The sequence below is a fragment of the Salipaludibacillus daqingensis genome (genome assembly GCF_029891575.1).
Lineage (GTDB): Bacteria > Bacillota > Bacilli > Bacillales > Salisediminibacteriaceae > Salipaludibacillus > Salipaludibacillus daqingensis.
Map to the genome: position 1 here is coordinate 335,774 of NZ_JARZHF010000002.1, position 12,659 is coordinate 348,432.

The following is a 12,659-nucleotide window of genomic DNA, read 5'->3' on the forward strand; positions in this document are numbered from 1 at the left end:
CTTCGGTCACTATAACTACCCTTTACTTCCCGAAAACGCGGCTACATGCAACTAAAAGGCACTTTGCAACTCGCTTACTTCCTATCATCAACGTGCATCTCCCAAAAGCCAGCAACATGATCCTATATGATTTTCTTAATCACACCACCATTTTTACCCACTTATGACACCTCTCCTACGATCATCATAACCAATCTTATCTACAACTCAAAAATCTATATTTTTCCAAAATTACATAAAAAACTCGTAACAGCGTGCTGTTACGAGTTTAGTCCATTATTTTACAACATGTATTGGCATGCCTAGCGCAAGTTCAGCTGTTTCCATTGTAATTTCACCTAATGATGGGTGAGCATGGATTGTTAAAGCAAGATCTTCTGCAGTCATACCAGCTTCAATCGCTACACAAGCTTCAGAAATCATATCAGAAGCATTATGTCCTGCGATTTGAACACCTAAGACTAGTCCATCTTCTTTGCGTGTAATCATTTTCAAGAATCCTTCAGACTCATTTAATGACAATGCACGTCCATTAGCTTGGAATGGGAACTTGGATGCAACATAATCCAAACCTTCCTCTTTCGCTTGCTTCTCGTTAAGACCAACACTTGCTAGTTCAGGACCTGAAAATACTACTTCAGGAATTGCTGTGTAGTCAATTTCTGATGCTTCTCCTGAAATAGCTTCCGCTGCTACTTTGGCTTCATAAGAAGCTTTATGAGCAAGGGCAGGACCTGCTACGATGTCTCCAATAGCATAAATATTACCTGCTGATGTACGACACTGTTTATCAATCTTAACAAGCCCTTTATCATCAAGCTCAATACCAGCTTGTTCTAAACCTAACTCATCTGTGTTTGGTCGACGTCCAACAGTGACGAGAAGAACATTTCCTTCAAATTCTTCTTCTTTTCCTTTTACTTCGGCTTTAACTTTCACACCATTTTTTGTTTCTTCCATTTCTTGTGCAAAAGCTTCTGTTTTAATCGTTACACCCGCTTTTTTCAAGCGTTTAGAAACAAGCTGACTCATTTGTTTTTCAAATCCAGGAAGGATCGTTTTCGTACCTTCTAGTATCGTAACTTCTGAACCTAAATTCGCATAAGCCGAACCTAATTCAACACCGATGTAACCTCCACCGATCACAACCATTTTTTCGGGTACTTCTTTAAGAGAAAGTGCCCCTGTAGATGACATTACTTTGTCACTCCATTTGAATTTAGGCAATTCAATTGGGGAAGATCCAGTTGCTACGATACAGTTATCAAATTTATACGTTTGTGACGTTTTTTCATCCATGATTTTTACAGTAGAATCATCAACGAAATACGCTTCTCCTTTAACGATATTTACTTCGTTACCTTTGAGAAGTCCTTCCACACCACCCGTTAACTTATCTACAACCGATGCTTTCCATTCTTGAACTTTAGAAAAATCAAGTTTAACTTCTCCGACAGAAATACCAATATCTTCGGAATTTCCAGCATTATGATAACGATGACCTGCTTCAATTAACGCTTTTGATGGGATACACCCTACGTTTAAACAAACGCCTCCCATATTTTCTTTTTCAACAATTGTTACTTTTTGTCCTAGTTGTGCTGCTCTAATTGCAGCAACATACCCTCCTGGACCTGAACCAATAACTAACGTACCTACTTCTTCTGGAAAATCTCCTACTACCATTATTTATCCCTCCATTACGAGTAATTGCGGATCGTTCAATAGACGTTTAATATGATTTAGCGCATGCTGAGCCGTTGCACCATCAATGATACGATGATCAAAGCTTAATGACAAGGCTAATACTGGAGCTACAACCACTTCTCCATCTTTTACAACTGCTTTTTCTGCAATACGACCAAGACCTAAAATCGCAACTTCTGGATGGTTTATAACTGGTGTAAACCATTGTCCTCCTGCTGAACCAATATTTGTAATTGTTGTGGAAGCACCTTTCATCTCGTCCGACGAAAGAGAACCTTCACGTGCTTTTGTTGCCAACTGATTAATTTCGTCAGAAATACTGAAAATTGATTTACGGTCTGTATCTTTAACAACAGGAACCATCAATCCTTTTTCCGTATCAGCTGCAATTCCGATGTTATAGTAGTGTTTATGAACAATCTCTTCTGTTGAATCATCAAGAGAAGTATTTAAAATTGGATATTCACGAATAGCAGATGTTAAAGCTTTAACAACGTAAGGTAAGAAAGTAAGTTTCACACCTTTTTCTTCTGCAACTGGCTTAAATTGTTTTCTGTGAGCAACAAGGTCAGTCACTTCAATTTCATCCATTAACGTCACGTGAGGAGCTGTATGTTTAGAGTTAACCATTGCTTTAGAGATTGCTTTACGGATACCTGACATTTTTTCACGTGTTTCTAATTCTTCATTTGCAGGTTTATAAGCAGCAACAGATTTTTTCTCTTGTTTTGGTGCTGCTTCTTCTGGTGAATCAGCATCCGTTTGAGTAGAATCTCCCGCTTGACTATCACCTGAAAGGTAAGCATCCACGTCTTCTTTTAATACTCGACCGTTTTTGCCTGTGCCTTTTACTTTGCGAATGTTTACATCTTTTTCTCGTGAATATTTTCTTACAGACGGCATTGCTATGACACGACTGCTTTCATCCACTTCTTCTTCAGCTGCAGGCTCGCCTGATTTAGATTCCTCTTTTGTCGAAGATTCTTCTGCTTTTTCTTCTGTTTCTTCTTCCTCTTCATCGCTTCCGTGAGCTTCAGCAGGTTGTTCAGCATCCGTCTCAAACGAAATGATTACTGTTCCAACTTCTGTTACGACGCCTTCTTCAACGTGTAGTTTTTCGACTTTACCATCAACAGGAGAAGGAATTTCTACTACTGCTTTGTCGTTTTGAACTTCACATAAAACGTCATCTTCTTTTACTTCGTCGCCTTCTTTCACTTCCCACTTAACGATTTCACCTTCGTGAATTCCTTCACCTATATCAGGAAGTTTAAACTCATATGCCATGTTAAATGCCTCCAATTCTATATATCTTGTTTAAAAGAGGATCAAGGAGTAATGATAATGTCATTCTCCTTGATCTCTCATTTGTCTATGATTAAAATTCAATTACTTGTTTTGCCTTCGCAACAACATCTTTGTGATTTGGAAGCCATACATCTTCAGCAGATGCAAATGGGAAAACCGTATCAGGTGCTGTTACTCGAAGTACTGGTGCTTCTAAGCTAAGAATCGCACGCTCATTAATTTCGGCAACAACGCTAGCAGCAATCCCTGCTTGCTTTTGAGCTTCTTGAACTACGATCGCACGATTCGTTTTTTCTACCGACTGAATAATTGTTTCAATGTCTATAGGACTTACAGTACGTAAATCAATAACTTCAGCAGAAATGCCATCTTTCTCCAATGCCTCTGCTGCTTTTAAAGAAGCATGAACCATCGCACCATAAGTAACAATTGTAATATCCGAACCTTCGCGCTTCACTTCTGCTTTACCTAACGGCAATGTGTACTCTTCTTCCGGTACTTCTTCACGGAAAGATCGATACAATTTCATGTGTTCTAAAAATACAACTGGGTCATTATCACGAATAGCAGAAATTAAAAGTCCTTTTGCATCATAAGGTGAAGATGGGATAACAACTTTCAATCCTGGTGATTGTGCCATTAATCCTTCTAAACTATCTGCATGTAATTCAGGCGTTTTAACCCCTCCACCAAAAGGAGAACGAATCGTTACAGGAGCGTTGTAAACACCACCTGAGCGATAACGAATACGAGCCATCTGTGCAGCAATCGCATCAAATGTTTCAAAAACGAAACCAAAGAATTGAATTTCCATTACAGAGCGAAATCCAGTCACACTTAATCCGGAAGCTAAACCTCCAATTCCAGATTCAGCTAATGGCGTATCAAATACTCGATCTTCACCAAATTCTTTTTGTAATCCCTCTGTCGCACGGAACACACCGCCATTTTGGCCAACATCTTCCCCGAATACAAGAACTTTTTCATCATTTTTTAGTTCGTTTCGCATTGCATCTGTTATTGCTTGAATCATTGTCATTTGCGCCATAGCTTACTTCGACTCCTTTTCTTTATAATATTCCAATTGCTCCTTCAAGTTGGCAGGTAGGTCTTCGCCCATGTTTCCAATAAGGTCTGTTACTTTTTGTTTAGGAGCTCCATCCGCTTTTTTGATAGCGGCTTTAATATCTTCTTTTGCTTGTTCTACAATCTTTTCTTCTTCTTCTTCCGTCCAAAGATCTTTGCTTTCTAGGAACTTTCGGAATCGAACGAGTGGATCTTTCTTCTCCCATGCATCATCTTCATCAGAAGTTCGGTATCTCGTAGGGTCATCTCCAGCCATTGTATGAGGACCGTAACGATAAGTAAGTGTTTCTATTAATGTAGGTCCATTGTCTTCAAGACCGCGCTTTCGAGCTTCTTTTGTTGCTGCGTAAACAGCTAAAATATCCATTCCGTCTACTTGTACTCCATGAATACCAGCGGCTACAGCTTTCTGAGCAATTGTTCTTGCTGCAGATTGCTTTTCTACAGGAACAGAGATAGCAAAACGGTTGTTTTGCACAACAAAAATAGCTGGCGAATTAAATGCTCCAGCAAAGTTCATTCCTTCATAGAAATCACCTTGAGAAGCGCCACCGTCACCAGTATAAGTAATTGCTACAGCGTCTTCTTTATTCTTTTTAAGTCCCATAGCTACTCCAGCTGTTTGTGTAATTTGTGCACCGATAATAATTTGTGGCATCATAACACGAACACCTTCTGGCATTTGTCCACCCATGAAGTGTCCTCGCGACCATAAGAAAGCTTGATCAAGCGGTACTCCATGATAATGAATTTGAGGGATATCACGATATCCAGGTAGAATCCAGTCTTGTGTTTCAAGCGCAAATTGAGAACCGATCATTGAGGCCTCTTGACCTGCTACAGGAGCATAGAATCCAAGTCTACCTTGTCGATTTAATGAGATAGCTCTTTGATCCCAAATGCGTGTATAAACCATCCGCGTCATTAATTCTTTCATCTCTTCGTCAGATAACTCAGGCATCGCTTCTTCGTTGACGATTTTCCCTTCTTCATCGAGAATTTGGAACGTTTGGAACTGATCTTCAATTTGTTGCAATTCTTTAGTCTTTTCCATGAATCTGTTCACCTCATCCTTTCGTATCAGCCAAGTCAATATTTTTACTCATCATCGTCTAAATCACTATTAATTAAAGTACCCAAATTGAGCATTATACATGTGATTCGACACGTTCGTTTCATACCACAGTGATTGTATTCCCTTTTGTTATAAAAATAATCATATCACATTTCAGTCTCGCACTGTAGTAGTTTATTTTTATTTAAAGTGATACACCTCACTGTTTACGATTCTTAGTTTACACGAATCACTTATCGTTCGTCAACGCTTTTGCTCTTGTTTTAATAGTTTTCTCATCCATCTATGTTGTTAATTAATTCACAAACTTACAGCAAACTGTTACATGATGTTTTTCACACTGTTATATTTTATAGATGTATATATTCGTTTGCAACGTGAACCTTAGATCAATGATCTGTATCGACAAAAAAGGAAAGAAAGACATTTTGTCTCCTTTCCTTTACACTTTTAGATTATTCAAAAACGACATTTAATTCTGCTGTTTCATAGAAATTAATTTTTGCGTCATTATAATCATTTGTTAATTGATTAAATTGTTGATTTAATTCTGTGATTCGGTTATATCCTTCATTTACTTTTTCATGTTGCTCTTGAAGAACTTCTACTTCAATTTCTTCGTCTTTCGCCATTTCATAAAGAAGAATATCTTCATCAATGGACTGCATATATTCCTCGTACAAGTCTTGATAAACACTATATCTTTCATTCATTGTGTCTACCACTTTCGTTGCAGCTTCTTGAACATCTTCTTCATCAATATCGTCTATTTGTTGCTCTGCTTCTTGAAAAATGGAGTAGGAGTCTTCAATTAGTTCTTTTTCTTCTTCCATGATTTCTCTTCTTTCCTCAGCTGAGTCAATTGCTTCATCAGCTAGAGGTTCAATTTCTTCGACAGAAGAAAGAGTGAGCATCTCCTCATATAAATCAACTTCTTTTTGTTCCGCATTTGTTAACGGTTCTTGCTTCTCTTCTACTTCTTTTTCTATTTGAACGGATTCTTCTAAATGATCATACATTATTTCAGCTGGCTGTTCTCCGAAACATGCTGTAGAAATGATCATCGTAGTTGCAAATAGAACAAACAGATTTAACTTTTTCAAAAAAGCCCCTCCTAATAATTCACTCACAAAAATATCATACATTTAACAAATTACCTTATTTTATAAGTTATTACAAGTTATTTATAAGTTCTTGAATAAAATTTTCTTCTTGAAAATTTCAAATAAATAGGTATTTATCCATTCCATCTTTAACATCTTGCATAGCATAATATTACGCCGCACAGTTGAGGCGTGCGAATGATAAAAAGGAGGCATTATTATGTATGGATACGACGCTGGACATTGCCACGACCCCTGCGGTTACGGTTACGGATACCCTTCTCAAGTAGCAGGTGTTGCAACTCCTCATCACGGAGCAGGGAAAGGATTTGCATTAATTGTGGTACTTTTCATCCTACTCATTATTGTAGGTGCATCAAAATACCACTGCTAATCCTCGCCTAAAAAATAAGAGGGAGTGAATCCATTGTGATTCACTCCCTCTTTTCTTTCTTCAAAAAACTGTTTAGAATAAATAAAGGTAAACAATTATCTTTGTTTAAAAATTATGAGTATAATTGTTAACAATATGAGAGGAGATAAATCATGCTTACAATGAATGATGTTATCCGCGAAGGTCACCCAACCTTACGTAAAAAAGCGAAAGAAGTAGACATCCCTCCAACGAAAGAGGATCATCAACTTCTTAAAAAGATGATGGAGTTCCTTGTACATAGCCAAGATCCTGAATTGGCAGAGAAATACGAACTTCGCCCAGGAGTTGGACTCGCAGCTCCGCAAATCGATGTCAGTAAAAGAATGCTTGTCATTCGAACGACTGATCACCGAGACGAGTTAGTAGAATTAGCACTTTTAAATCCGAAGATTGTTAGTCACTCAGCAGAGACTACGCATTTAGAAGGGGGCGAAGGTTGTTTATCTGTTGACCGAGAAGTAACTGGCATTGTGCCACGATATGCCAGAATCAAAATAGAAGCATATGATCTTGATGGAAAGAAAGTCACAAAACGTCTTCGCGGATTTTTAGCAATTGTGTTCCAACACGAAATGGATCACTTAAATGGAATTATGTTTTATGACCGGATCGACGAAGACGATCCCTTTAAAAAACAACTTCCTCCTCATGAAGTAATTAAACGCAATGAACAAAACGAACCCTTCTCCTAGTTATGGAGTAGGGTTATTTATTGTTTTTAGTTTTAAATCACTATACTATTATTGTTCCATATTGAAATTTTTCTATTATCCACTTCTTTTCGTTCTAAATAAGAGGCTTGAATTAAAAGGAAGGAAGGTTTAAAATATTGAAAAGGTGGAGAGAACGAATATTAATAAGTAAGAGATTTTACTTCCTAAAAATTTATATGTATAATTCACTTATCCTTCTTTCTAGAAATGAAGCTGAAAGAAGGATTTCAGTTTGTACAATTACTTATTATTATCATTAGTGATTAGCCGCTTTCAAGGCTTAATACATAGGATCAATGTCTTTAGGTTCAACTGTCGGATACCAAAAAGAGTCCTATATAAAATTAAAATTTATATAAAAGGAGAGGTTCACATGATTTTTAAAGTATTTTATCAAGAAACATTAACAGAAACCCCTGTAAGAGAACGTACAAAGTCTTTGTATATTGACGCAAAAACAGAAGAGGAAGTTCGAAAAAAATTATCAGACCGTCGATATAACATTGAATTCGTGACCCCATTGTCTGAAGAGGCATTAGCTTACGAAGAAGAAAACAACGAAGATTTCCGATTGGAGAATGCCTAAACTATGAAAGCAAAAAATCATCAAGTTGCTATATTTGCCCTTGGGGGTCTGGGCGAAATCGGGAAAAATATGTATGCAGTTCAATTTCAAGATGAGATCATCATCATTGACTCAGGTATTAAATTCCCAGAAGATGAACTCCTCGGAATCGACTATGTTATACCTGACTACACCTATCTAGTTAAAAACGCTGATAAAATAAAAGGATTATTTATCACTCATGGTCACGAAGACCATATTGGTGGTGTGCCATATCTGTTAAAAGAAATTAATGTTCCAATTTACGGCGGCAAACTCGCCTTAGCATTAATTAAAAACAAATTGGAAGAACACGGTTTGCTTCGAACGGCTGAGCTTCACGAAGTAAACGAAGATACAATCGTCAAATTTCAAAAAACGTCAGTATCATTTTTCAGAACAACACACAGTATCCCTGATTCTTTCGGTATTGTAGTGAAAACACCATCAGGGAACATTGTTCAAACAGGAGATTTCAAATTTGATTTCACACCTGTAGGTGAGCCTGCAAATTTATCCAAAATGGCAAAAATCGGTGAAGAGGGTGTCCTTTGTCTGTTATCCGACAGCACGAACAGCGAAGTACCTGGTTTCACCATGTCAGAAAGAAAAGTCGGCGAAAGCATCGATTCCATTTTCAGAAAAGTGGATGGAAGAATTATTTTTGCAACGTTTGCATCAAATATTTATCGTTTGCAACAAGCAGTAGAATCTGCAGTCAAATATGATCGTAAGGTTGCTGTATTTGGACGAAGCATGGAATCTGCTATTCGAATTGGTAGAGAGCTTGGTTACATTAAAGCACCTGATAGCACTTTTATAGAGTCATCACAGTTAAATAAAATTCCTGCTGATCAATTATTAATTCTTTGTACAGGCAGTCAAGGTGAGCCAATGGCTGCATTATCTCGTATTGCTCATGGTACTCACCGACAAATTCAAATTTTCCCTGGAGACACAGTTGTTTTCTCATCTTCCCCTATTCCAGGTAACACACTAAGTGTTAGTAAAATCATTAATCAGTTATTCCGCGCTGGTGCCGAAGTTATTCATGGGTCACTTAACGATATTCATACTTCTGGTCATGGTGGACAAGAAGAACAGAAACTTATGCTTCGTCTTATGAAGCCAAAGTATTTCTTACCTATACACGGAGAATATCGCATGCTGAAAATGCATACTCAACATGCTCAAGATTGTGGCGTACCAGAAGAGAATTGCTTTATCATGGATATTGGTGAAGTCCTTGCTTTGGATAAAAACGAAGCTAGCTTAGCTGGCAAAGTTCCTTCTGGATCTATCTATGTAGACGGAAATGGTATTGGTGATATTGGTAATATCGTCTTACGCGATCGTCGTATTTTGTCAGAAGAAGGACTCGTCGTCGTTGTTGTTAGTCTTAATATGAAAGAGTTTAAAGTAGCATCAGGACCTGACATTATTTCTAGAGGTTTTGTTTACATGCGTGAATCTGGCGATTTGATTCATGAAGCACAAAAGAAACTGGCCATTCACTTAAAAGGCTTAATGGAAAACGAAACCACACAATGGTCAGAAATCAAAAATCAAGTTACTGATACACTTGGACCTTTCTTATACGAAAAAACGAAACGTAAACCAATGATTTTACCAATTATCATGGAAGTATAATACAATATGATTGAAACGAAACGAGCAGAGATTACTTCTGCTCGTTTTTTTGTTAAGAATATGCTATATCTTCTATTTAGTGACGATCGCACCTTCGCGGATTACTATCAAGACCTAATTATTGTAATTTTTTTGTAACTTATTCGGTTAATACTCGTCAAAGAAACAAAGAAGAAAGGAGACCTTAATGATGATAAATAGAAAACGAACCTCGTTTTTAATACCTTTTGTATTATTACTATTCGTCTTTTTTCTACCTGCTTGTAGTAACAACGAAGCTAATCATGACGAAGCAAGTGACTATGATATGGCGACTGATAATTCGGATGATGGGTTTGTGGTAACTGAAGAGGAAGAAACTATCTCAGATGAACCTGAAGAGGCAAGCGATATTGAACGAATGGAAACAAAATCGAATGAACAAATGGTCATTTACAATGGCTACATTTCTATAGAGGTAAATGATTTTAATGATGCCCAACATCACATTCAAGATGAAGTCGAAAAAATAAATGGTTTTGTTGTTGAATCAACGGTTTACCAGCGAGGCGAAGATGAAGAACTAGGTGGGAACCTCACAGTGAGGGTGCCGAAAGAGTATTTTCAGTCGTTTTTGAACGATTTAGAAACAACAAGCTCGAAAGTATTAGAAAAATCAACCACTGGAAATGACGTCACAGAAGAATATGTGGACTTGGAGTCATCTCTTCGCTCTAAAGAAACCGTTGAAGAAAGATTACTAACTTTTTTAGAAGAAGCAGAAAGTACAGAAGACCTTTTATCCATTTCAAATGATTTATCAGATGTCCAAGAAGACATTGAACGAATAAAAGGTAGAATCGCATATTTAGAAAATCATGTTGCATTTTCAACCATAACAATAGATATTCAAGAACGAAAAGTAAATGTATCTAGTCTTCAAGATCGTGAAGCACTCAACACTTTTCAACATGCACAAAGTTTATTTATGGATACTGTAAACGTAATCATTTCTGTATTTTCTCATGGACTTGTGTTAATAATCGGCCTTTCCCCTGTGCTCGTTCCTCTAGCTATAATCGGAGTAGGGATCTATTTAATCCAAAAACGACGAAGAAAATCAGATACTAAACAAACGTAATGACAAGCTACTAGCAACCGCAGACCTGTCATTCGATTGCATATTTCCTATCTATCTTTTAAAGCTAAGCTATCCTTAAAATAGAAAGTTACCGATGACCTCCATTCGCTTTTCTGCGGACGATCCGTGAGCTTCCACGGGCTCACTTGGCTCGTTCTTTCGCAGGAAAGAGTGGGTTACTTCACGTGTAACCTTCGAATTACATTCGAAGGACAAGATGTCCATGTACTGGCTTATCTTAGTATGCGACGTTTTGACAATGGATACAGCTCGCAACAAAGAAAACTGACTGAGAAAAAAACAGTTACACTACGATAACAAAGACAAGAAAAAATGCCCTCAAAATCGAGGACAACTTTCTCTCATTCTCTTTCCTTAATCTTCATCGTCGAATAAGTCATTTTCCATTCGAGTAATATCTTTATCTGCACCTATGACAATGATAATGTCACCTCTCATAAGCTCTTCCGTTGCTGCTGGCGATACGTTAATATTTTCATCTCGTTTTATCGCCATAATATTACATCCATATTTTGCACGAACATCTAAATCAATAAGCGTTCGTTTGTGCACTGACTTCCCAGCAACAAGCTCCACAATACTGTATTCATCTGAGAGCTCCAAATAATCCAATACGTTTTTAGAGACAATATTATGAGCAATACGAATTCCCATATCCCTCTCAGGGTGAACGACTTTATGTGCTCCGATTTTATTTAAAACTTTTTCATGATAATCATTTTGTGCTTTAACCGTTATGTGCTTCACTCCTTGCTCTACAAGCATCAACGTTGTTAAAATACTAGATTGAATATTGTCCCCTATCGCCACAATAACATGATCAAAATTACGGATTCCTAAACTTTTAAGTGTGTTCTCATCTGTTGTATCTGCGACAACAGCATGTGTAGCAATCGAAGCAAATTTATTAACTTTATCTTCATCTGTATCGATGGCGAGTACTTCCATCCCTTGCTCACTTAATGCACTGCATATACTCCCACCAAATCTGCCTAAGCCGATGACTGCAAATTGTTTTTTCATCATGATCCCCCGGTCTTATCGATTTACCTTTTCTTCTATCATACATACAAAAACAGACATATTCAATTAGTATTAACCAGCAACGGAATAAATACAAAAATACCGAAATACTCATTTGCTAATTTCATGTGCTTTTCCAAGAATTTATCTCTCTTACTATTATCAAACATTACCGATGAAAAAAACGTTTAGCGGGCTAACCGCTAAACGTTTCCTTTTCATCCGTTGTAACTATTACACTTTAAGTGTTTCTTGTCCTGGCTTCCAGTTTGCTGGACAAAGTCCACCAGTTTGAAGAGCTTGAAGGACACGTAATGTTTCCTCAACATCACGACCAATGTTGTTATGATTCACTACAGAGTACATTAGTTCACCTTCTGGGCTAATAATAAATAGTCCACGAAGCGCAACACCCTCTTCTTCAATTAAAACACCATAATCACGTGATATTTGGTGATTTGTATCCGCTGCAAGAGGATACTCTAATTTTCCAAGACCATTGTCATCGCGGTCTGTATTAATCCATGCAAGGTGAGTATGAATTGTATCTGTAGATACTCCAATAACTTCAGCATCTAAATCTTCAAATTCATCATAACGGTCACTTAGTGACGTAATTTCCGTTGGACATACAAAAGTGAAATCCATAGGATAAAAGAAAAGAACGGTCCACTTTTCTTGCTTCATGTTCTCCTCTAAGCTTACTTTTCCAAATTCTTTATCTGCTAATACAGCATCCATTTCAAATCTTGGTGCTTGTTTTGCTACCATACGCTTATCTGACATGTCCGAATCCCTCCACAATTATTGTTA

General features: G+C 37.4%; 12 protein-coding genes. 5 read left to right on the top strand and 7 right to left on the bottom strand.

All coding sequences use genetic code 11. The annotated features are described in order from the left end of the window. Nucleotides 1–276: 276 nt before the first annotated feature. The 5 genes from lpdA to QDN89_RS05755 form a co-directional block, all read right to left on the bottom strand. On the bottom strand, nucleotides 277–1,686 hold the full coding sequence (lpdA, locus tag QDN89_RS05735) for a dihydrolipoyl dehydrogenase (protein ID WP_280769137.1): 1,410 nt from the start codon (nucleotides 1,684–1,686) through the stop codon (nucleotides 277–279). A 3-nt stretch (nucleotides 1,687–1,689) separates the two neighbouring features. Beyond that, the gene (locus QDN89_RS05740; protein ID WP_280769138.1) at nucleotides 1,690–2,994 is read right to left on the bottom strand and encodes a dihydrolipoamide acetyltransferase family protein; all 1,305 of its coding nucleotides are present in this window, start codon (nucleotides 2,992–2,994) and stop codon (nucleotides 1,690–1,692) included. A gap of 91 nt (nucleotides 2,995–3,085) precedes the next feature. Then, a complete protein-coding gene (locus tag QDN89_RS05745) occupies nucleotides 3,086–4,063 on the bottom strand; it encodes an alpha-ketoacid dehydrogenase subunit beta (RefSeq protein WP_280769139.1) in 978 nt (325 codons plus the stop codon). 3 nt (nucleotides 4,064–4,066) lie between these two features. Continuing rightward, on the bottom strand, nucleotides 4,067–5,155 hold the full coding sequence (gene pdhA, locus QDN89_RS05750) for a pyruvate dehydrogenase (acetyl-transferring) E1 component subunit alpha (RefSeq protein ID WP_280769140.1): 1,089 nt from the start codon (nucleotides 5,153–5,155) through the stop codon (nucleotides 4,067–4,069). Between the two features lie 476 nt (nucleotides 5,156–5,631). After that, nucleotides 5,632–6,279, bottom strand: a complete 648-nt coding sequence (locus tag QDN89_RS05755; protein ID WP_280769141.1) for a YkyA family protein — start codon at nucleotides 6,277–6,279, stop codon at nucleotides 5,632–5,634. Nucleotides 6,280–6,499: 220 nt separating this feature from the next. Here QDN89_RS05755 and QDN89_RS05760 point away from each other — a divergent pair, with 220 nt between their 5' ends. The 5 genes from QDN89_RS05760 (at nucleotide 6,500) to QDN89_RS05780 (ending at nucleotide 10,802) form a co-directional block, all read left to right on the top strand. Further along, nucleotides 6,500–6,673 carry a YjcZ family sporulation protein gene (locus QDN89_RS05760; RefSeq protein ID WP_280769142.1) on the top strand — a complete coding sequence of 58 codons (174 nt, stop codon included), beginning with the start codon at nucleotides 6,500–6,502 and terminating at the stop codon, nucleotides 6,671–6,673. 152 nt (nucleotides 6,674–6,825) lie between these two features. Then, nucleotides 6,826–7,407 (top strand): peptide deformylase, encoded by a 582-nt coding sequence (gene def / locus QDN89_RS05765; RefSeq protein WP_280769143.1) that lies wholly within the window; start codon nucleotides 6,826–6,828, stop codon nucleotides 7,405–7,407. A gap of 394 nt (nucleotides 7,408–7,801) precedes the next feature. After that, nucleotides 7,802–8,014 carry a DNA-dependent RNA polymerase subunit epsilon gene (locus QDN89_RS05770; protein ID WP_280769144.1) on the top strand — a complete coding sequence of 71 codons (213 nt, stop codon included), beginning with the start codon at nucleotides 7,802–7,804 and terminating at the stop codon, nucleotides 8,012–8,014. A 3-nt stretch (nucleotides 8,015–8,017) separates the two neighbouring features. Next, nucleotides 8,018–9,682, top strand: coding sequence for a ribonuclease J1 (gene rnjA / locus QDN89_RS05775; RefSeq protein WP_280769145.1), 1,665 nt, complete (start codon nucleotides 8,018–8,020; stop codon nucleotides 9,680–9,682). 190 nt (nucleotides 9,683–9,872) lie between these two features. After that, complete coding sequence (locus tag QDN89_RS05780; protein ID WP_280769146.1) at nucleotides 9,873–10,802, top strand: DUF4349 domain-containing protein; 930 nt, start codon at nucleotides 9,873–9,875, stop codon at nucleotides 10,800–10,802. A 375-nt stretch (nucleotides 10,803–11,177) separates the two neighbouring features. On the opposite strand, the gene QDN89_RS05785 is transcribed toward QDN89_RS05780, so the two are convergent. After that, nucleotides 11,178–11,849 carry a potassium channel family protein gene (locus tag QDN89_RS05785; protein WP_280769147.1) on the bottom strand — a complete coding sequence of 224 codons (672 nt, stop codon included), beginning with the start codon at nucleotides 11,847–11,849 and terminating at the stop codon, nucleotides 11,178–11,180. A gap of 231 nt (nucleotides 11,850–12,080) precedes the next feature. After that, nucleotides 12,081–12,632: a peroxiredoxin gene (locus QDN89_RS05790; protein WP_280769148.1), complete on the bottom strand. Its 552-nt coding sequence runs from the start codon at nucleotides 12,630–12,632 to the stop codon at nucleotides 12,081–12,083. Nucleotides 12,633–12,659: the final 27 nt, after the last annotated feature.